We start from the raw sequence: 19,769 nt of genomic DNA on the forward strand, positions 1-19,769 counted from the left end.
CCGACCGTGTCGTTCGCCGACGAGAGGCCCCTGTCGTGGAATTCCGTATGGAGCGTGGCGCACTGACCGATGCCGTGGCCTGGGCAGCCCGGGTGCTGCCGGCCCGGTCGCCCGTTCCCGTACTGGGCGGGCTGCTGCTCGACGCCTCCGACGGCCGACTGCTCGTCTCCGGGCTGGACTTCGAGGCCTCGGCCCGCATCCAGGTGGAGGCGCACACCGCCCGGTCCGGCAAGGTGCTGGTCATGGGGCGCCGGTTGCTGGACATCTGCAAGGTGCTGCCCGACGGGCCGGTGGAGTGCGCGGTGGAGGACTCCCGGTTCACGGTGGCGGGGGACGGCGCACGGTTCGGGCTCTCGGTGCTGCCCCTCGACGACTATCCCGCGCTGCCGCCGCTGCCGGAGGTCCGCGGGCTGGTGGACGCCGCCGAGTTCGCCGCGGCGGTCGCCCACGTCACCGTGGCCGCGGGACGCGACGACACCCTGCCGACGCTCACCGGGGTCCGGATCGGGCTCGACGGCTCCACCATGACGCTGGCGGCCACCGACCGGTACCGCTTCGCCGTGCGTACCCTGCCGTGGCGGGCCGCGGCGTCCGACGCGACGGCCGACGTCGTGGTGTCGGCCCGCCGACTCGCCGAGATCGCACGCTCGTTGGGACGCTCGGGGCCGGTCAGCGTCGCCCTGGACGCGGGCTCGGCCGGCTTCGAGCACGGCGGGATGCGCACGACGGTCCGTCTCCTGGACGGCCGGCTGCCGCGCCACGACAAACTGTTCGCCCTGGCGGGCCCCACGGTCGCGGTGCTGGACCGGGCCCGGCTCGTGGAGGCCGTCAAGCGCGTCTCCGTCGTCGCGGACGGCGGCAGTCCGCTGCAGATGACCTTCGCCCCGGGTCCGGACGGCTCGGTGCTGCTGCAGGCCGGCTACGAGGACGACATCGCCTCCCAGCGACTGCCTGCCGCATGGGAGGGCGCCGGGGAGATGACGGTGGCCTTCAACCCCGCGTACCTCATGGACGCCCTGTCGTCCTTCGAGGAGCCGACGGTCCGGATGAGCCTCATGGGGCCGGGACAGCGCGCGATGATCACGGGCGGGGAGAGCGGGGAGGGCGCCCCCACCCACCAGCACCTGCTGATGTCCGTGAAACCCGCGCTGCTCTGACCGGCGCCGCCCTCACGGCAGGATCGCCGTCTCCCCGACGGCGGCGAGCAGCCAGATGGGGAACTCAGGGTCGGCCTGGCCCACGGCCAGCCCGACCCACCGGCCCCCGGCCTGCGGTGCGTCCGGCGACGGGCGCCAGACCTGCATGCTGCCCGCCAGGTTGCTGAGCTGACCCATCGGTTCGGGCGCGGGCACCCCCTCCGCGTCCTCCTCCAGGTACGGCCAGAGATCGACGGTCGCGGGCTCGCCCCAGCGTTCGGTCAACGCGGTGGCCAGGGCGCTGAACTCGGCCTCGATCTCCTGCTCGGCCGGCTCGACGCGTTCCGTGGACCGGTCGTCCCAGAAGTCCTGGCTCGCCCGCAGGATCAGCAGGTGGTGGCCGGGGCCGCTGCTGCGTACTCCGCTGTCCTCGCTCTCCTCCCCGGCCGGGAAGGGCAGGGCGAGGAGGCTCTCGATCCGGGCCAGCCCGCCCTCGGTGTCCGCGGACGGTGTGCTGCCGTTGTCGGTGGTCATGACGGGTGATCCTGCCAACCGCCCGCCCCGGGCGACGAATCGGGGGGCGTACCGGGCCGGAGCCGGGTACGCCCCCCGTTCCTCGGGGTGGGGCCGAGTTCAGCAGCTCAGGTTCGAGCCGGGCGTCGTACCGAGGAGCTGGACGAACGCCTTGTACTTGTCGATGCGGCTCTGGACCTGGGCGGGGTTGCCGCCGTTGCACTCGATGCTGCCGTTGATCGAGCGGATCGTCTGGCCGAATCCGGCGCTGTTGACCATCGCGTTGTGAGGCGTCATGGTGCCGGGGCCGGACTGGGTGTTCCAGTACCACAGGCCGGTCTTCCAGGCGATGGCCGCGTTCTGCTGCACCTGCCAGGGGTTGCCCAGGAGGTCGATGCCGAGGGCGTCACCGGCGGCCTTGTAGTTGAAGTTCCAGCTGAGCTGGATCGGGCCGCGGCCGTAGTAGGCGGCCTGGCCGGCCGGGCAGCCGTAGGACTGGCTGCTGTCGCAGTAGTGCGGGTAGTTGGCGGTGTTCTGCTCCACGATGTGGACCAGTCCGCCGGTCTCGTGGTGGACGTTGGCGAGGAACGCCGCCGCCTCCTGCTTCTTGACCGTGTCGCTGCCGGTCTTGGCGAAGCCCGGGTAGGCGCTCAGGGCCGCGGTGAGACCGCTGTACGTGTAGAACGAGTTCCGGCTCGGGAACATCTGGTTGAACTGGGACTCGCTGACCACGAAGCCCGAGGGGTCCGGCTGGCCCGGGTCGGTGCCGGAGCCGCAGCTGCCCTGGTCGGCCCAGACGTCGGCCGTGCCCGGGGCCTCGTTCTGCGTCCACCACTTCGCTGACCAGTTGTGCCCGTTGTACGAGGCCGCGCCTCCGCCCCAGTAGACGGCGGAGGAGTTCCACGCCGGGGCGCACGCGGCAGCCGAGGCCGTGGTGGCGGGGAGGAAGACGAGTGTGGCGACGATCGCGCCCAGCGCGGTTATCAGGCTCATGACACGTTTGATCACGTGATCACTCCTTCGGTGCGGCGCCGGCATGAGCGTGCGCCGCCATGGGGGTACCGCCACTCAACCGTCGATGGTCTGGACCTGTCAAGGTCTAGACCAGAAATCGGTACCGCCCAGTCCGCTTTCAACTACCCCTGAGAACACCCTTGTTGAACGCCGGGCGAACTTCACCGCAAGGAATCCGGCAGTCGGCCCAGCCCTGGCCGCGGCGCCGTACGGTGGCGCGAACCGGTCCACCGCACGCCCGAGGGAGCGCGAGCAGCCATGGCGTGGTTCGAACCCGAGAACGTCATCGCCGTCCTCACCGCCGCGCTGGGCGTGGCGACCTCCGCCGGCGTGCTCTGGTACGAACGCCGGGTCCCCCGTCGCAGACGCATCGGCTACCGCGTCCAGATGGACACCCCGATCGGCAGCGGCGTCAGCCAGGGCCGCGCCAACGTGCGGCTCGGACTCTTCAGCGAGACCCCGGACATGGCCGACGCCACGCTCGTCCTGCTCCGCATCGAGAACGACGGTTCGCAGTCGATCGCCCACGACGACTACACCGGACGCGGCGACCAGCCGCACGGCCTCACGGCCGAGTTCACCGGCCGTACCGTCCGCGGCGTCGCCGTCACCCACTCCCCCGGCGCCGACCACCTGATGGACCACTTCACCCCGGCGGCCGGACTGCGGCACACGGGTGCCTACATACGGCTGCCGCGCGTCCCGCTCAACCGCAACGAGCACGTCAAGCTCCTGGTCCTACTGACCGGCGCGACCGTGGGGAGCCCGATCAGGGTGACGGGCGGCATCCGGGACGGCGAGGTGTCCCCGAACCAGGCGCTGCGACCGGACGAGAAGCCTCCGGTCTTCAGCCGCTCCGCCAGGATCATCACGGTGGCCCTGACGCTCTGCGTCGTCACGCTCGCCTCGATCATCCTCGTGCGGAACACTCCCCCGCCGCCGATCGAGTGCGCCCCGGGCAGCCTGACGGTCACCGGCTCCACGGCATTCGCCCCGGTCCTGGAGGCGACGGAGAGGGAGCTGGAGCACAAGTGCGAGGACGTCCGGATCGAGGTGCGCGCGAGCGGCAGCGCCGAAGGCCTGCGCCGGCTCGCCGGCGAGGGGTCGAAGCCCGGGCGGGCGCGCGCCACCGTCGCCCTCTCCGACGGGGTGAGGCCCGAGGCGTACACGGAGCTGAGCGCCACGCCCATCGGCCTCTCGCTCTTCCATCTGGTGGTCAACGACGACGTCCCGGTGCGGGACCTGCGCCTCGGCACCATCCGGAGGATCTACCGCGGCGAGATCCTCAACTGGCAGGAGGTCGGCGGCCCCGATCTGACGATCAAGCTGATCAGCAGGGACGCCGGCTCCGGCACCCGCGAGGTGTTCGGACGCCGGGTGCTGGGGAGCGGCGAACCCCCCTTCTCGTCCCGCGACTGCACCACCAGGAGCGCGCCGGACGTCCCCTACATCCGCTGCGAGCTCGACGGCACGGAGGAGGTCCTGTCCACGGTCGCCTCGGTCAGCGGCGCGATCGGCTACGGCGAACTGCGCGGGGGCAGGGACACGAAGGGACTCCACCAGCTGGCCATCGACGGGACCACCCCCTCCATCGAGACCATCGGCTCGTCGCCGTACCCGTTCCGGGAGACCGAGTACGCCTACACGTACGGCCGTCCGCCGGCCGGTTCGCCCGCCGCCGGCTTCCTGGACTACCTGAGGCACGGCGGCGGCCAGGGCATCATGCGCGAGCACGGCCACCTGCCGTGCGCCTCCCCGGAGGGGCTGCGGCTGTGCGCCGGGGACTGATCGCCCCCGGGGGCGCGGGAGTTCGCCGCCCCACGACAGGCGCGGCCCCCCGGGTCCCGCATCCGGCCCCGCGCGCACGCGTACCTGGCGCGTAACGGAACTGCACCACAGCGTGCCCACCCCGCGCCCGGGCAGATGCCTCTGTGCGAGGATCCGGTGGTGGATCAGCTGACACATGACGACCCGTCACACATCGGACCGTACCGTCTGCTCGCCCGCCTGGGCGCGGGTGGCATGGGCGAGGTGTTCCTCGCGCGTTCGACCGGCGGGCGGACCGTCGCCGTGAAGCTCGTACGCTCCGAGCTCGCCACCGAACCCGAATTCCGCAGGCGCTTCGCGCAGGAGATCGCGGCGGCCCGCCGGGTCGGCGGGCTGTGGACCGCGGCGGTGCTGGACGCGGACACCGACGCCCCGGCCCCCTGGGTCGCCACCGCCTACGTTCCCGGCCCGTCCCTGCACGCGGTGCTCGCCGGACGGACCGAACCGCTGCCGGAACGCTCGGTGCGCATCCTCGCCCACCGGCTCGCCCAGGCACTCACGGCGGTCCACACCGCCGGGCTGATCCACCGTGACCTCAAGCCCGCCAACGTCCTGGTGACCATCGACGGGCCACGCGTCATCGACTTCGGGATCGCCAGGGCCCTGGACGCGGTGACCGCCGACGGCAAGCTGACCCGGACCGGCGCGGTGATCGGGTCGCCCGGCTACATGTCCCCCGAGCAGGTGCGCGGCGAGACGCTCACGCCCGTCAGCGACGTCTTCTCGCTGGGATCGGTGCTGGCGTTCGCCGGTACGCGCCGGCATCCGTTCGGCTCCTCGGAGAGCGGCATGCACGCGGTGATGTACCGGATCGCCCAGGAGGAGCCCGACCTGACCGGACTCCCGGCCGGCCTCATAGAGCTGGTGGACGCCTGTCTGGCGAAGGACCCGGCCGACCGCCCCACTCCGGCGGAGGTCGTGGCCCGTACGGAGGAGGTGTCCCAGGACACCGAGCCGTGGCTGCCGGGCGCGCTGATCGCCGAGCTCGGCCGCAAGGCCGCCGAGCTGCTGGACTCCGACGGACCGGAGCAGCGGGCCCCGGCCCGGCCCGCCGGGCCGCCCCCGGGCGCGACGCCTCCGCCGCCGACCGCGGCGCCCCGGCCGACCGGGTCCACGCCGCCGCTCCCGGCGGCCCCGCCGACCCCCCTGCCGTCCGCAGCGCCCACACCCCCGGCCGCACCCCCTGCCGGAGCCTTCTCCGCGTCGGCGCCCCCGCCTCGCACGGTGCCGCTCACCGGCCCGGAGCCCACTCCAGCTCCAGCGGCCTCGCCGCCGGGGCTCGCACCGGCCCCGCCCGCCGCACCCGCGCAGCTGGGCGTCTTCGGCGCGCCCCTCGCGGACCTGGGCCCGCAGGCCGGTACCCGGCCCGACGGCACCCGGCCCGACGGCACCCGGCCGGACGGCGGGAAGCCGCGACGCACCGCGCTGATCGTCACCGCGGCGGTCGCCGCCGTCGCCCTGCTCGCGGGCGGGATCACCTACGCGACCATGCGCGACGGTTCGGACGCCTCGGACGGCAAGGGAGCGAACGCGGGCTCTCCCAGCTCCTCGGCGCCGAGCGGGAAGCCGTCCACGGACCAGGCCACGGACGACGCCTCCCCCTCGCAGGCCTCCGCCGACCCGTCCGCCGCCGTCGAGGGCGTGATCGGCGAGGCGTACCTGGGCACCTGGGAAGGGCCGGGCAAGGACAGCGAGCAGCGCCCCGTCTCCTTCCGCCGCATCACCATCACCCAGGGCGGCGTGGGCGCCGATGTCGCCGCGACGTTCAACTCCTTCGACGACGAGCTGTGCACCGGCGCCGCCGAGCTGGTCTCCTTCGACAACCTGATGGTCCTGGAGTCCAGGGTCGTCAACAGCGTCCCCGAGGAGGCGTGCTCCGACGGGGGGCGTCAGACGGTCCGTGCGGCGGACAACGGCACGCTCGTCTGGACGGACGACGACGGCGAGACGGCGGTCCTCACCAAGAGCGTGGAGAACGCCACCCCCATCCCCGCAGGGTTCCTCGGGACGTGGGAGTACGTCGGGACGGGCGGCTCGCCGTCCCCCGACAGTTCCACCCTGAAGCTGAGCCAGGGCGCGTACGGCGAGGTGGTCGCCGCTTACACCAGCGACGGACCCTCCTACCACTGCGAGATGGAGAGCGTCCTCGTCCACGCGAACAGCAAGGAACTGCGGCTCGGCCCGCAAGCCGTGACCGCGGCGGAGCCCGAGGACAAGTGCGAGAGCGACGGGACCCGCACGGTGCAGATGAAGGGCGCCGACGGCCTGTCCCTCAGCTGGGCGGATTCGGACGAGGAGGACGCGCCGTCCACCTACCGGCGCACCGGCTGACCCCGGACGGCCCCGACGCGTGAGGCCCCCGGCAGCAGCTGCTGCCGGGGGCCTCACGCGTGACGTCCTACAGGAAGGAGTTGATCTCGATGGTCTCGGTGCGGCCGGGGCCGACACCGATCGCGGAGATCGGGGCGCCGGACATCTCCTCCAGCGCCTTCACGTACGCCTTCGCGTTCTTCGGAAGGTCGTCGAAGGTCTTGGCCTTCGTGATGTCCTCGGACCAGCCGGGGAGGTTCTCGTAGATCGGCTTCGCGTGGTGGAAGTCGCTCTGGTTGTACGGGAGCTCCTCGACGCGCTTGCCGTCGATCTCGTACGCCACGCACACCGGGATCTGCTCCCAGCCGGTCAGCACGTCCAGCTTGGTGAGGAAGAAGTCGGTGAGGCCGTTGACCCGGGTCGCGTACCGCGCGATCGGGGCGTCGAACCAGCCGCAGCGGCGGTCGCGGCCGGTGGTGACCCCTCGCTCGCCGCCGATCCGGCGCAGTGCCTCGCCGTCCTCGTCGAGAAGTTCGGTCGGGAAGGGTCCGGCACCGACGCGCGTGGTGTAGGCCTTGAGGATGCCGATGACCCGGCTGATCTTCGTCGGGCCCACGCCGGATCCGGTGCAGGCGCCGCCCGCGGTCGGGTTCGACGAGGTGACGAAGGGGTACGTGCCGTGATCGACGTCCAGCAGAGTGCCCTGACCGCCCTCGAAGAGGACGACCTTGCCCTCGTCGATGGCGTCGTTCAGGATCAGCGTCGTGTCGGCGACGTACGGCTTGATCTGCTCCGCGTACTGGAGCATCTCCTCGACGATCTTCTCCGACTCGATCGCGCGCCGGTTGAAGACCTTGGCCAGGAGCTGGTTCTTCTGCTCCAGCGCCGCTTCGACCTTCTGCGTGAGGATCGACTCGTCGTAGAGGTCCTGGACGCGGATGCCGACCCGGTTGATCTTGTCGGCGTACGTCGGGCCGATGCCGCGGCCGGTCGTACCGATCTTGCGCTTCCCGAGGAAGCGTTCCGACACCTTGTCGACGGTGACGTTGTAAGGGGTGATCAAATGAGCGTTGCCGCTGATCAGGAGCTTGGACGTGTCGACGCCCCGCTCGTTCAGACCACTCAGCTCGGAGAGCAGGACCGCCGGGTCCACCACGACACCGTTACCGATGACCGGGGTACACCCCGGCGACAGGATTCCGGAGGGGAGGAGATGCAGTGCGTACTTCTGGTCGCCTACGACAACCGTGTGGCCGGCGTTGTTGCCGCCCTGGTAACGCACCACATAGTCCACGGATCCACCGAGGAGGTCGGTGGCCTTCCCCTTGCCCTCGTCACCCCACTGAGCACCGAGCAGCACAAGTGCGGGCACAGGCGTACACCCCTTCCGGGCGGGGCATGTCCAAGGTCAGGGGGCGTACGTAAAGGTCGTACCTGCCGTACGACGATGTACGACAAAGCCTGAGCCGTCGAACCGGGTGCCCCGGAATTGACGAAGCCCCTGGCGCAATAGCGCAAGGGGCTCTTGCACCAAGATGCTACCCGAGGAAGGACCGAGGTGTCGGCTGCAGAGCCCCCCGGCGACGGCGACCACCAGCTACTCGTACTCATCGACCCCCTTGCCCGCCGCTACGACGGCGAGTCCGTGCGCATCGCGAAGGACGTGCTGAGCGCCGGCGCGCATGCCAAGATCTGCCTTCCGGACGGCCCGGACGAGTTCGCCCGGGCCCTTTCCCGCCGAGGCGGCCGACGGCCCGTGGTCGTCGGCGACGACCACGCGCTGCTGCGCGCCGTGGCCCAGCTCCACCGGGAGCGGGAGCTCGCCGACGGCGTGCTGTCGCTGATTCCGGTCGGTGCGGCCCACACGCTGGAGCTCGCCCACGCACTCGGCGTCCCCCGGGGCGCGGTGGCGGCGGCGCGCACGGCCCTGGACGGGACCGCGCGCCGGCTGGACCTGCTGGTCGACGACAGCGACGGGGTCGTGCTGGGCGACCTGCGCATCCCCGCCCTCACCCCGGCCCCGGGTGCGGGCGCGCACCACTCGGGCGTCACCGCGGTCTGGGACACCTGCCGCACCCTGATGGCCGCCCTGGTCCGGCCCGCCCCGCCTTCCCCCTCCTCCCCTCCGCGCGCGCACCGGCTGCGGGTGGAGACGGACGGGGTCCTGCTCAACGACCTGGACCGGCCGGTCGAGGGAGTCTCGGTGACCACGCAGGGGGACGGGGGCCTGGCGGACGTGGTGATCCACACCTCGTCCGGCAAGACGGTGACGGCCGAGGCCAAGGCGGTCACGGTGTCCGGCCCCGACTTCCGCTACCGGGCGGACATACAGGTCGCCGGTCCGGTCCGGACGCGCACCTGGACGGTGCGGGCGGGGGCGTGGGGGCTGGTACTCCCGGCAGCCGGCTGACCCGGTGGCGTGACCGGCCCGGCACCGGGGCCGCGCCGGCCGGAGGATGCCCGCCGGCCGGCATCGGGCGACGGGAACCGGAGCCGGCCGGGGCCACGTCCTGGTGAGCATGGACCAACGGGACACGGCAGGTTACGGCGGCTGCGGGCTCGCCCTGGCCGGGGCGGTCACGGCGCTGCTCGTGTGGAGCGCCTCCCGGCGCACCGACCGGCACATGGGCGGCGGCTTCGAGGGGGCGGGCCGGGACCTCTCCGTCCTGTGGACGGAGCTGCCCCTCGTCCTCCTGGCGGGTGCCCTCGTCCCCTCGGCGGCCTGGCTCCTGGCGCTGCGCCTGCTGAAAGGGCGCGGGCCGGCGGGGGCCCGGGTCCCGGCCGCGGCGGTGTGCGCGGCCGGGGTGCTCGCCCTGTCCGCGTGGGGGCTGCACTCCTGGGCGAACCCGGACCTCGGCACCGTGCGGCTCTCCGGGAGCGTCGGCTCAGATCTGCACCTGTAGTCCCCGCAGCCCGCGGATCACGTACCCCGGATTCCACTCCGGCTCCGCGACCAGCCGCATACCGGGCGCCCTGCGCAGCAGCTCGCCGAACGAGGCCGCCAGCTCGAGGCGGGCCAGCGGCGCTCCGAGGCAGTAGTGGATGCCCGCCCCGAACGAGATGTGCGGGTTGTCCTCACGGGACAGGTCCAGCGCCGCGGCGTCGGCGAAGCGCTCCGGATCACGGTTGGCCGACCCGAAGAGCAGGGCGACCTGCGAACCACGCGGAATGACGGTGCCGTCGACCTCGATGTCGTCCAGGACCCAGCGCGCGAACATCGGCACCGGGGTGTCGTACCGCAGGAGTTCCTCCACCGCGGTCGGCAGCAGTCCGTGGTCGGCGCGCAGAGCGGCCAGCTGCTCCGGGTGCCGGAAGAGCGTCCACCAGCCGTTGACGGTGGCGTTGACCGTGGCCTCGTGGCCGGCGTTCAGCAGCAGGACGCACGTGGAGATGATCTCCTGCTCGGTCAGCCGGTCGCCCTCGTCGTGGGCGGCGATGAGCGCGGAGATCAGATCCGTTCCGGGATCGGCCCGCCGTGCGCCGATCAGCCCGCGGAGGTACGCGGAGAACTCGACCGACGCCTGTACGGCGGCCCGCGCCGCCTCCTCCGGGGGGTTCAGCTCGAACATCCCGCAGATCGCCGCCGACCAGGGCCGCAGCAGCGCCCGGTCGGACTCCGGGACCCCGAGCATCTCGGCGATGACCGCCACGGGCAGCGGCTCGGCGACCGCGGCGAGGAGGTCGCCGCCGCCCGCCGCGACGAACTCGCCGACGAGCCCGGCGGCCAGCCGCTCCACGGCCGGCCCGAGCGCCTCGACCCTGCGCGGGGTGAATGCCTTGGCGACCAGCCGCCTGATCCGGGTGTGGTCGGGGGCCTCCAGGTCGAGGATCCCCTGTCCGTTGAGCGTGTGGAACGGCTCGTGGGCGGCGGGCGGGGCGGCGAGGCCGAACTCGTCGTGGGTGAAGCGGTGCAGATACGTCCGGCCCAGCCGCCGGTCGCGCAGCAGCCCGGACACCTCGGCGTAGTGCGGGATCAGCCACTGCCGGGTCGGCTCGAAGTAGTGCGCCCTGCCGGTGGCGCGCAGCGCGGCGTAGGCGGGGTACGGGTCGGCGACGAACGCCGGGGACCAGGGGTCGAAGGACACGTGCATGGACCGACGCTACCCGGGCGTGACCAGCCGGGCCTCGTAGGCGAACACGGCAGCCTGGGTCCGGTCGCGCAGCCCGAGCTTCACCAGGATGCGGCTCACATGTGTCTTGATGGTGGACTCGGCGACGACCAGGTGGGAGGCGATCTCCAGGTTCGACAGCCCCTGGGCGATCAGCACGAGGACCTCCGTCTCCCGCTCGGTGAGATCACCGATCCGGGCCATGGCGGGCGGCCGGGGCGCCTCGGCGAGCTTGGAGAACTCGGTGATCAGCCGCCGGGTCACGGTCGGTGCGAGCAGTGCCTCCCCGGACGCCACCACCCTTACCCCGTCGGCGAGCTGACGCGCCGACGCGTCCTTCAGGAGGAAGCCGGAGGCCCCGGCCCGCAGCGCCTGGTACACGTACTCGTCGAGGTCGAAGGTGGTCAGGACGAGCACCTTGGCGTCCGCGTCGGCGGCGACGATCTCACGGGTGGCCTCGATGCCGTTGAGCTCCGGCATCCGGATGTCCATCAGCACCACGTCGGGCCGCAGGGCGGCCACCTGCGACACGGCCTGCCGGCCGTCGACGGCCTCGCCGACGACCTCGATGCCGGGCATCGCGTTGAGCAGTACGGAGAACCCCTCGCGGACCATCATCTGGTCGTCGACGATCAGCACGCGGATGGCGGACTCGCTCATGCCCCCGCCTCCGCACCGTCGTGCACCGCGGGCACGGGCAGGAACACGGCGACCTCGTAGCCGCCGTCCTCCGTCGTCCCGGCCGTCATCTCGCCGTTCAGCATCTGCACCCGCTCCCGCATCCCCGTGATCCCGTGACCGGCCCCCTGCGAGGGTTTGACGAACCCGCGCGCGGGTCCGTTGACGATGCGCAGCCCCAGCCCGCCGAGCACGTACCCGATGTCCACCTTGGCGGACGCGCCGGGTGCGTGCCGGAGCGTGTTGCTGAGCGCCTCCTGGACGATCCGGTACGCCGACAGCTCGACGCCCTGCGGAAGCTCCCGCACCGCCCCGGTGACCGTCTTCTCCGTCTCCAGCCCGGTCTCCCGCACGTTGGACAGCAGCCGGTCGATCTCGGCCAGGGTGGGCTGCGGGGCGTCCGGCACCTCGTAGTCCTCCGCCCGTACGACTCCGAGGACGCGGCGCAGCTCGGTGAGCGCGGCGACGGCGTTCTCCCGGATCGTGACGAACGCCTGCTCCAGCTCGGGCGGCGGATTCTCCACCCGGTACGGGGCGGCCTCGGCCTGGATCGCGACGACGGACATGTGGTGGGCGACGACGTCGTGCAGCTCACGCGCGATGGTGGTGCGCTCCTCCAGGAGCGTGCGCCGGTCTCGCTCGACGGCGGTGACGGTGCGCTGCACGGTCACCTCCCGCTCGGCCTCGCGACGGGTCTGCACGACCGTCACGACGAGCAGGGCGAGCGCGGACGTGAAGGCCATGCCGCCATTGGTCGAAGAGGGGTTGTAGGGGCCGACGGCGTCCATGAAGGTGCCGGGGAGCAGGGTGATCACCCACATCCAGGCGGCGGTGCGCGGCCTGGTCCGTGCCGCGACGACGACCAGGACACCCAGGTGGCACACGAAGGCGTTCGGCGCCCACGGCCAGTCCCCGCTGCCCACGACGGCCATCACCGGGGTGGAGGCGATCGACACCCAGAAGGCGAGAACGGGGCGGTGCAGCGTCATCAGCAACGTGGCGGCCGGCAGGAAGGCGGTGATGAGGGTCGCGATCCCGAACGGCGAGTAGCTGTTCGCCGCGAAGACGCCGTCCAGCAGCGCGATCAGCGCGACCGCGGCCACCACCGCGTGCGGGAACCAGACGGCCCGCGTCCGGATCGGCTTCGGGAGCCGGCGCATCACCGGGCCGTCCGTGCCCAGCGGCGCCAGCGGCCGGTAGTCGAAAGCGTGGTGGAAGAGGTCCTGCCGCAGGCCGTCTATCGCCCCTGCGGCCAGCCGGAACTCGGGGCTTCTGGTCTTGGTCTCGGTCACGCTCTCCACGGTAGGGGGCCCGGCGGCCGGGGTCGTCAGCAGTGATACGGATCCTGGACCGTCCGTCGCAAGTACTACCGGGGCCGCGGCGGCGGATGCGATGCCGGGACGGGTCTCCCCCGTGTCCGGGTGGCCGCGTACGTGGTCCGGCGGCGCCCCGCGCCCGCTCTCCCGGTGTTCGACCACGTCGGCGTGCCGGGGGCCGGGACCCGGGTACCGGCGGGAGGTGCCGGCCCGGGTGAGGGCCCGGAGCGGGCGGTGCCGCGCGAGGTCGCAGGGGCGAGCACCGGTGGGCGGGGAGCGCAGCGGTCCGGGCCCGCAGGCACTGGCCGGGGCACGCGTGCCCCGGCCAGTGGGCCTACCAGGCCAGTTGGGCGATCTCCTCGGCCACCACCGCGCAGGCGTCCGCGGAGGGGTCGATCAGCGGGAAGTGCCCGACCCCGTCCAGCAGCGTCAGCCCCACCATCTCCCCGGCCTTCGCCGCGGCGTCCACGAACGCCTCGGTGACCTCCTGGGGGACGGTCAGGTCGTCGACGCCCTGCACGACGGCGGTCGCGATCCCGGTCGGGAGCAGCACGGCCGGATCGACGTGGGCGCCGCGCGCCTCGGCGTGCTCCTCGCCGCCCAGGAGTTGGTGCACGGCCCCGGAGCAGACGTCCAGTGCGGCGGCGCTCGCGAAGTCACCGATCGGCGCCAGCGCGACGACCCCGCGCAGCGGGGGCGGCGTGGGCAGCCGCCACGGCGAGCCGACCGGGAGCACGTGCCGGGCGGCGGCCCACAGCGCCAGCTGCCCGCCCGCGGAGTGTCCGGTGACCACGGTCTTGCGCACGTCGGCCTGCGGCAGCTCACGCGCGGCCAGTTCCGGCAGGGCGTCCATGGCGGCGGCCACGTCGTCGAACGTCTCCGGCCAGCGTCCCGCCGCGGGCCCTTCCGCGCCCTGCTGCGGGATCCCGCTGCCCCGGCGGTACTCGACGCTGGCCACGGCGAACCCGCGCCGGGCCAGGAAGTCCGCGAACGGTGACACGTGCTGCCGGTCGTACGACGCGCGCCAGGCCCCGCCGTGCAGCACGACCACGAGCGGTGCGCCGTCCCGGCCGTCACGCGGGGCGAAGAAGTCGATCACCTGGTCGGGGTGGCTGCCGTAGGCGGCGGACCGATCGGGGGCGACCGCCGGATGCGCGAACGCCGACCCGGTCTCGGCGGCGTCCCGATCACGCGCGGCAGAATCCGACATGCTGCTCCCACCGTCCTACGCATATGCCCGACTGGACTGACCTGCGGGGACGGTATCAGTACCGCGCGCCGCCACCGGACGGACCGTCACCTGCACGGTTCGGGGGAGCCCGCGGCGCCGGGGGGAACGGGCCCGGCCCGGAGACCGGGCCCGTCCTGTGCGGCTAGGCCTCCAGCACCTCGGCGAGGATGCGCGCGGCCCGCTCCGCGTCGGCGAAAGAGACGTAGAGCGGGGTGAAACCGAAGCGGAGCACGTCCGGTCGGCGCAGGTCGCCGACCACACCGCGGGCGACGAGCTCCCGCATCACCGGCTCCGTCTCGTCCGCGTCGACGCAGCGCAGCGAGACCTGGCTGCCGCGCTCCGCGTGGGCGGCCGGGGTGACCGGGGTGACCCGGCCCTCGGGGACGTACGCGGCGACGCACTCCAGGAAGAAGTCCGTCAGCGCCAGGGACTTGGCCCGCACGGCCTCCACCCCGACGCCCTCCCACACGTCCAGCGACGCTTCCAGGGCCAGCATGGACAGGATGTCCGGGGTGCCGACCCGGCCCCGTACGGAGCCCTCCGCGGGGACGTATCCGGGGGTCATCCCGAACGGGTCCGCATGCGAGGTCCACCCGGGCAGGGGCGAGTCGAAGGCCGCCTGGTGGCGCTCGGCCACGTACAGGTAGGCGGGCGCACCGGGGCCGCCGTTCAGGTACTTGTACGTGCATCCAACGGCCAGGTCCACGCCGTGCGCGTCGAGGCCGACCGGCAGGGCCCCCGCGCTGTGGCACAGGTCCCAGACGGCGAGGGCGCCGGCGCCCCGGACGGCGGCGGTGAGTCCGGGCAGGTCGTGGAGCCTTCCCGTGCGGTAGTCGACGTGGTTGAGGAGGACGACCGCGGTACGGGGCCCGAGGGCGGCCGGGACGTCGGCGGGGGCGACCGGGACGATATGGTGGCCCGTCATCCGGGCCGCGGACTGAGCGAGGTACCCGTCCGTGGGGAACGTCGAGGCGTCGACCAGGATCTCGTCGCGCCCTCCGGCTGCCAGGCGGCTCGCGGCGACCACGGCCTTGAAGACGTTCACGCTGGTGGAGTCGCCCACCACGATCTGTCCGGCGGCGGCACCGACCAGCGGAGCGATCCGGTCACCGATCCGCTCGGGCGCGGTCCACCAGCCGCTCTCGTCCCAGGAGCGGATGCGCAGGGCGCCCCACTCACGGGTGATGACGTCCTGCATGCGGGCGGGGACGTGGCGGGGGAGCGCGCCCAGCGAGTTCCCGTCGAGGTAGACGGTGTCGTCGAGGACGAACAGGTCCCGGAGCCCGGCCAGCTCGTCGGCGGAGTCGAGCGCCTCGGCACGCTCCCGCAGGTCAGACATGGCTGCGCGCCGTCCACAGCTCCGGGAACACACTCTTGGTGGCCCGCTTCTCCAGCCAGGCGACCCCCGCCGAACCTCCGGTGCCGGTCTTCGAGCCCATCGCCCGCCGGGTGGCGGTGAGGTGGTCGTTGCGCCATCGCCACACGAGTTCGCCGACGTCGGTCAGCACCTCGCCGAGCCGCACGAGCTCGTCGTTCTGGTCGGGGTTGGCGTAGATCTCCGCCCAGACGGCCTCGACCTGGGGGGACGGCTCGTACTTCCGCGACAGGTCCCGGCCGAGCACCGACTGCGGCACGGCGTGACCGCGCCGGGCGAGCAGGGCGAGCGTCTCGTCGTAGAGGCCGGGCTCGTGCAGTGCCTTCTCCAGCTCGGCGTGGACCCGGGGGGCACCGCGGTGCGGCACGAGCATGGAGGCGGACTTGTCACCGAGCAGGAATTCCATCCGCCGGTACATCGCCGACTGGAAACCGGAACCCTCGCCGAGCGATCCGCGGTAGGAGTTGAACTGGGCGGGGGTCAGGCCGGCCAGCGGCTTCCAGGAGGCGTTCAGCGCCTCCAGCTCCCGCAGCGAGCGCTTCAGGGCGTCCCGGGCGACCGGTATGCGGTCCTCGCGCAGGGCGTGCGCCGCCGTCTCCCACTCATGGACGATGACCGTGAACCACAGCTCCATGACCTGGGTGGTGACCAGGAAGACCATCTCGCCGGGATCGTCCGAGCGCAGGTGCTGGAGGTGGGTCAGGACATCCGCCTGGACGTAGTCCTCGTACGGAGTCGTTCCCGCGAAGTCCAGGTGCGGGGTGTCCGCACCGGTGGCTTCGGGGTCGGGGTTGATCGTCGACATTGCTGTCTCCTCGACACGAGCTTCCGGGTAGCGGTCCGCCCCTTCCTCTGAGGTGGTGGAGCTCCGGTCCCCTGTCGGCATCCTAGACCGGAGCCGCCCGGGACGCCTCGGGCCCCGCAGGCGACGGTGCGTGCCTGCGGGGCCCGGGACAGCGGAAGCGGCTCAGCCGAGGGTGTCGGCGGCGGTCTGGGAGGAGTCGCGCAGGAAGGACGAGCAGCGCTCGTACTCCTCCTGCTCCCCGATGGACTGCGCGGCCCGGGCGAGGGCGTGCAGGGCGCGCAGGAAGCCGCGGTTCGGCTCGTGCTCGAACGGGACGGGGCCGTGGCCCTTCCAGCCGGCCCGGCGCAGGGCGTCGAGGCCGCGGTGGTAGCCGGTGCGGGCGTACGCGTACGACTCGATGACGCGGCCGCGCTCGTACGCCTCGTCGGCGAGCTGCGCCCAGGCCAGCGAGGACGTGGGGTACTTGGCCGCGACATCGGCGGGCGGCGTGCCGCCGGCGAGCAGCTCGCGCGGCTCCGGGTCGTCGGGCAGGTGGGTCGGGGCAGGGCCCCCGAGCAGGTTCTCGTGGATGGACATGGCTCAAGTGTGCCTGGATCCGGGCTCCGGCTCCAAGGGCGGGGCCGTGACGCCGCAGTGCATCGCGCACGTGGGCTGCGGCTCGCGTCCGGGCTCCGCGGGCTTCCGCACGGCGCAGAAGGCGATCACGGCGCCCGCCACCAGCAGCCCGGCGCACATCGGCATCGCCCTCCGGAACGTCGAGGCGAACTCCGCGGCGTCACGGTACGCCTCCGGGCCCATTCCGGCGAGCAGCGGGAGCGCGGCCACCGCGAGCAGGCCGGCGGCCCGCGCGGCCGCGTTGTTGATGCCGCTGGCGAGCCCGGCCCGCCCGGTGGCGACGGCGGCCAGGACCGTCGCGGTGAGCGGTGCCACCAGGGTGACCATGCCGAGGCCCAGCACCAGGACCGCGGGCAGTACGTCCCGCACGTACGAGGCGTCCGGGCCGACCCGCAGCATCAGCAGCATCCCGGCGGCGGCCAGCAGCGGGCCCACGGTGAGCGGGATGCGGGGCCCGATCCGCCGGCCCAGGTCACCCGCGGACGCGGAGAAGAGCAGCATGAGCACCGTGGTCGGCAGGAGCGCGGTGCCCGCGCCGAGGGCCGAGTAGCCGGCCACCACCTGGAGCTGGATCGCGGACAGGAAGAAGAAGCCCCCGAGGGCCGCGTACACGCAGAACGTGACGATGTTGACGGCGGTGAACTGCCGGGACGCGAAGATCGACGGCGGCACCATGGGATCGGCCCGGTGCCGCTCCACGTGGACGAAGGCCGCACCGAGCAGCACACCGCCGAGAGCCGCCCCGACCACCATGACGGAGGCTCCCTGTTCCGGTACCTCGATCAGGGCGTACGTGACCAGGGCGAGCGCCAGGGCGGCGAGCGCGGCCCCGAGCACGTCGAAGCGGCCGTGCGCGTCCGGGTCCCGGGACTCCGGTACGTGCCGCAGGGCGACGGGCAGGCAGACGGCGGCGAGCGGGAGGTTGAGCAGGAACACCCAGCGCCACCCGGGCCCGTCGACGAGCCAGCCGCCGACGAACGGCCCGACCGCGGCGCCGACCCCTCCGAGCCCGGACCAGAGCCCCACGGCGCGGGCCCGGTCGTCGGGGTGGAAACTCGCCTGGATGAGCGCGAGGGAACCGGGTGTGAGCAGGGCCCCGCCGACACCCTGGAGGGCGCGGGCCACGACGAGGACTCCCGCGTTCGGGGCCAGCCCGCAGAGCAGGGAGGCCACGGCGAACCAGACCACCCCGACGACGAACACCCGCCGCCGGCCGTACCGGTCCCCGAGGGCGCCTCCGAGCAGGATGAGCCCGGCCAGCGTGAGCATGTAGGCGTTGACGGTCCACTGCAGGGCCGCCAGGTCGGTGCCGAGGTCCTCACCGATGCGGGGCAGGGCGACGTTGATGACCGTGGAGTCGAGCAGGGCCATGCTCGACCCGAGGACGGTGGTCAGGACGACCCACCGCCCGGCAGCCGAGGCAACCCGGATCCCACCGCCACCCGCATCGTCGTCGTTCATACGAGCCAGCATCACCCGCCCTCGCCCCGGAAGCAGCCGGGAACACGGTTCAAGCCCGCCCGAGCACCAAACCAAGCCCGCCCGAGCACCCATCAAGCCCGCCCGGTGACTGAGGGCAAACGGCCCCGGGGCGACGCCCCGACGCCCCGCGCCCACCCCCTACCGCACCGCCCGCACCCCCCGCACCAACGCCGCCATCCCCGCCTCCACCTTGCTCCGCGGGCACCCCGCGTTCAGGCGGAGGAAGCCCGGCGCCCCGTACACCGCCCCCGGCATCACCGCGACCTTCTCCCGCTCTATCAGGACCCGCTGCAGCGCCTCGTCGTCCACCCCCAGGGGACGCACGTCGATCCACGCCAGGTAGCCCGCCTGCGGCGGTTCCCACGCCAGCTCCGGGAACGCCCCGTTCAGCCGCTCCGCCACCAGGGCCAGGTTCCCGGCGACGTACTCCCGGACGGCGTCGAGCCACGGCCCGCCCTCCCGGTACGCCGCGATGTGCGCGGTCAGCGACAGCACCGCCGGGGAGGCGAGGCCCTCCGCCGTCTCCATCCGGCGCAGGAATTCCGCCCGGTCCGCCGGGTCGCCGATGATCCCGTACGAGCCGGTCAGCGCCGGGAAGTTGAACGACTTCGAACCGGAGCTGATCAGCGCCCAGCGCCCGTCGCCCCCGACCCGGGTCCACGGCACGTGCCGGTGGCCGTCGTGCACGAAGTCCGCGTGGATCTCGTCGCTGATCACCGCGACCCCGTGGCGCCGGGCGAGCGCGGCCGTCTCCCGCAGCTCGGCCTCCGTCCACACCCGCCCCGTCGGATTGTGCGGCGAGCACAGCACGAGCACCTTCGCGTCGGCCCGTGCCAGCTCCCGCTCCAAGGCAGCGGCGTCCCCCACCGGCACCCCCCGCAGCTCCCGGCCGAGCCCGGTGATCGCCTTCCGGAAGCCGTCGTACGTCGGGGTGTGCACGACCACGCCGTCCCCCTCGGCCGTCCACATCTGCAGCAGCTGTGAGAGCTGGCTGAGCACGGACGGGCCGTAGACGAGCCGGCCCGTGTCGATCTCGGTGCCGTACCGGGTCGCGAACCAGTGCGCGATCGCGGACCGGAAGTCGTCCTGCTGCCAGGTCGTGTAGCCGAGCACCCCGTGGTCGAGCCGGGCCCGTAGCGCGGTCAGGACCTCGGGCGCGGTCTCGAAGTCCATGTCGGAGATGGTGAACGGCAGGAGCCCGTCCACCCCGAACCGGTCGGCGACCCCGTCCCACTGGACGCACCAGGTGCCCCGGCGGTCGATGACGGTGTCGAAGTCGTAGCGCGCAGGCGTACTCACAGCGGATTCCTCAGGGATCGGTCGGACACGGAACGGGCCCGGCACCCCCCGAAGGGGGA

The 19,769-nt window shown here is 73.0% G+C and carries 17 protein-coding genes and 1 pseudogene; 6 read left to right on the forward strand and 12 right to left on the reverse strand.

What is annotated here, in order from left to right:
- The first annotated feature begins 35 nt into the window (after window positions 1-35).
- Window positions 36-1,157 (forward strand): DNA polymerase III subunit beta, encoded by a 1,122-nt coding sequence (gene dnaN, locus OG927_RS15300; protein ID WP_330320309.1) that lies wholly within the window; start codon window positions 36-38, stop codon window positions 1,155-1,157.
- Between the two features lie 12 nt (window positions 1,158-1,169).
- Here the strand turns inward: dnaN and OG927_RS15305 are convergent, their stop codons facing one another.
- Both OG927_RS15305 and OG927_RS15310 read right to left on the reverse strand, forming a co-directional pair.
- On the reverse strand, window positions 1,170-1,670 hold the full coding sequence (locus OG927_RS15305; protein WP_330320310.1) for a hypothetical protein: 501 nt from the start codon (window positions 1,668-1,670) through the stop codon (window positions 1,170-1,172).
- Window positions 1,671-1,769: 99 nt separating this feature from the next.
- Window positions 1,770-2,657 (reverse strand): glycoside hydrolase family 19 protein, encoded by an 888-nt coding sequence (locus OG927_RS15310; protein WP_330320311.1) that lies wholly within the window; start codon window positions 2,655-2,657, stop codon window positions 1,770-1,772.
- 264 nt (window positions 2,658-2,921) lie between these two features.
- On the opposite strand from OG927_RS15310, the gene OG927_RS15315 reads away from it, so the two are divergent.
- Together OG927_RS15315 and OG927_RS15320 are read left to right on the forward strand one after the other, a co-directional pair.
- Window positions 2,922-4,451, forward strand: a complete 1,530-nt coding sequence (locus OG927_RS15315; RefSeq protein WP_056793333.1) for a substrate-binding domain-containing protein — start codon at window positions 2,922-2,924, stop codon at window positions 4,449-4,451.
- A 159-nt stretch (window positions 4,452-4,610) separates the two neighbouring features.
- Complete coding sequence (locus OG927_RS15320) at window positions 4,611-6,821, forward strand: serine/threonine-protein kinase (protein WP_330320312.1); 2,211 nt, start codon at window positions 4,611-4,613, stop codon at window positions 6,819-6,821.
- A gap of 67 nt (window positions 6,822-6,888) precedes the next feature.
- Here OG927_RS15320 and OG927_RS15325 read toward each other — a convergent pair whose 3' ends face one another.
- Window positions 6,889-8,172 carry an adenylosuccinate synthase gene (locus OG927_RS15325; RefSeq protein WP_056793331.1) on the reverse strand — a complete coding sequence of 428 codons (1,284 nt, stop codon included), beginning with the start codon at window positions 8,170-8,172 and terminating at the stop codon, window positions 6,889-6,891.
- Window positions 8,173-8,358: 186 nt separating this feature from the next.
- On the opposite strand from OG927_RS15325, the gene OG927_RS15330 reads away from it, so the two are divergent.
- The gene (locus OG927_RS15330) at window positions 8,359-9,210 is read left to right on the forward strand and encodes a diacylglycerol kinase family protein (RefSeq protein ID WP_056793330.1); all 852 of its coding nucleotides are present in this window, start codon (window positions 8,359-8,361) and stop codon (window positions 9,208-9,210) included.
- Between the two features lie 109 nt (window positions 9,211-9,319).
- On the forward strand, window positions 9,320-9,703 hold the full coding sequence (locus tag OG927_RS15335) for a hypothetical protein (protein ID WP_206431802.1): 384 nt from the start codon (window positions 9,320-9,322) through the stop codon (window positions 9,701-9,703).
- Here the strand turns inward: OG927_RS15335 and OG927_RS15340 are convergent.
- From OG927_RS15340 to OG927_RS15350, 3 genes are read right to left on the reverse strand one after another with little or no spacing between them, the layout of a single operon-like run.
- Window positions 9,686-10,891, reverse strand: a complete 1,206-nt coding sequence (locus OG927_RS15340; protein WP_319105774.1) for a cytochrome P450 — start codon at window positions 10,889-10,891, stop codon at window positions 9,686-9,688. The two genes, OG927_RS15335 and OG927_RS15340, sit on opposite strands and share 18 nt — an antisense overlap.
- A gap of 9 nt (window positions 10,892-10,900) precedes the next feature.
- Window positions 10,901-11,569, reverse strand: coding sequence for a response regulator (locus OG927_RS15345; RefSeq protein WP_056793328.1), 669 nt, complete (start codon window positions 11,567-11,569; stop codon window positions 10,901-10,903).
- On the reverse strand, window positions 11,566-12,879 hold the full coding sequence (locus tag OG927_RS15350; protein WP_056793327.1) for a sensor histidine kinase: 1,314 nt from the start codon (window positions 12,877-12,879) through the stop codon (window positions 11,566-11,568). Before OG927_RS15350 ends, OG927_RS15345 begins: the two co-directional genes overlap by 4 nt.
- 129 nt (window positions 12,880-13,008) lie before the next feature.
- On the opposite strand from OG927_RS15350, the pseudogene OG927_RS15355 reads away from it, so the two are divergent.
- Window positions 13,009-13,155, forward strand: a pseudogene (locus OG927_RS15355) (DNA mismatch repair protein MutT); the annotation flags it as partial.
- A gap of 82 nt (window positions 13,156-13,237) precedes the next feature.
- On the opposite strand, the gene OG927_RS15360 reads toward OG927_RS15355, so the two are convergent.
- The 6 genes from OG927_RS15360 to OG927_RS15385 all read right to left on the reverse strand — a co-directional run bounded on the left by OG927_RS15360 (window position 13,238) and on the right by OG927_RS15385 (window position 19,710).
- The gene (locus OG927_RS15360) at window positions 13,238-14,113 is read right to left on the reverse strand and encodes an alpha/beta hydrolase family protein (protein WP_319105775.1); all 876 of its coding nucleotides are present in this window, start codon (window positions 14,111-14,113) and stop codon (window positions 13,238-13,240) included.
- Window positions 14,114-14,276: 163 nt separating this feature from the next.
- Entirely contained in the window at window positions 14,277-15,473 is a 1,197-nt protein-coding gene (gene kynU, locus OG927_RS15365) for a kynureninase (RefSeq protein WP_330320313.1), read from the reverse strand.
- Window positions 15,466-16,314, reverse strand: a complete 849-nt coding sequence (locus tag OG927_RS15370; RefSeq protein WP_056793324.1) for a tryptophan 2,3-dioxygenase family protein — start codon at window positions 16,312-16,314, stop codon at window positions 15,466-15,468. The genes kynU and OG927_RS15370 overlap by 8 nt, the downstream gene beginning before the upstream one ends.
- Before the next feature lie 162 nt (window positions 16,315-16,476).
- Entirely contained in the window at window positions 16,477-16,890 is a 414-nt protein-coding gene (locus OG927_RS15375; RefSeq protein ID WP_056793323.1) for a DUF3151 domain-containing protein, read from the reverse strand.
- A 3-nt stretch (window positions 16,891-16,893) separates the two neighbouring features.
- On the reverse strand, window positions 16,894-18,390 hold the full coding sequence (locus OG927_RS15380) for a DHA2 family efflux MFS transporter permease subunit (RefSeq protein ID WP_056793322.1): 1,497 nt from the start codon (window positions 18,388-18,390) through the stop codon (window positions 16,894-16,896).
- Between the two features lie 159 nt (window positions 18,391-18,549).
- Window positions 18,550-19,710, reverse strand: a complete 1,161-nt coding sequence (locus OG927_RS15385; RefSeq protein WP_056793321.1) for a MalY/PatB family protein — start codon at window positions 19,708-19,710, stop codon at window positions 18,550-18,552.
- Between the last annotated feature and the right edge of the window lie 59 nt (window positions 19,711-19,769).

The organism is Streptomyces clavifer (assembly GCF_036345975.1).
GTDB classification, from domain to species: Bacteria; Actinomycetota; Actinomycetes; order Streptomycetales; family Streptomycetaceae; genus Streptomyces; species Streptomyces clavifer.

Excerpts from the sequence above, each read along its gene's own strand:
- OG927_RS15360 (WP_319105775.1), bottom strand. The coding sequence starts at position 14,113 with ATGTCGGATTCTGCCGCGCGTGATCGGGACGCCGCCGAGACCGGGTCG.
- OG927_RS15335 (WP_206431802.1), top strand. The coding sequence starts at position 9,320 with ATGGACCAACGGGACACGGCAGGTTACGGCGGCTGCGGGCTCGCCCTG.
- OG927_RS15380 (WP_056793322.1), bottom strand. The coding sequence starts at position 18,390 with ATGAACGACGACGATGCGGGTGGCGGTGGGATCCGGGTTGCCTCGGCT.
- OG927_RS15345 (WP_056793328.1), bottom strand. The coding sequence starts at position 11,569 with ATGAGCGAGTCCGCCATCCGCGTGCTGATCGTCGACGACCAGATGATG.
- OG927_RS15375 (WP_056793323.1), bottom strand. The coding sequence starts at position 16,890 with ATGTCCATCCACGAGAACCTGCTCGGGGGCCCTGCCCCGACCCACCTG.
- OG927_RS15315 (WP_056793333.1), top strand. The coding sequence starts at position 2,922 with ATGGCGTGGTTCGAACCCGAGAACGTCATCGCCGTCCTCACCGCCGCG.
- OG927_RS15340 (WP_319105774.1), bottom strand. The coding sequence starts at position 10,891 with ATGCACGTGTCCTTCGACCCCTGGTCCCCGGCGTTCGTCGCCGACCCG.
- OG927_RS15305 (WP_330320310.1), bottom strand. The coding sequence starts at position 1,670 with ATGACCACCGACAACGGCAGCACACCGTCCGCGGACACCGAGGGCGGG.
- kynU (WP_330320313.1), bottom strand. The coding sequence starts at position 15,473 with ATGTCTGACCTGCGGGAGCGTGCCGAGGCGCTCGACTCCGCCGACGAG.
- OG927_RS15370 (WP_056793324.1), bottom strand. The coding sequence starts at position 16,314 with ATGTCGACGATCAACCCCGACCCCGAAGCCACCGGTGCGGACACCCCG.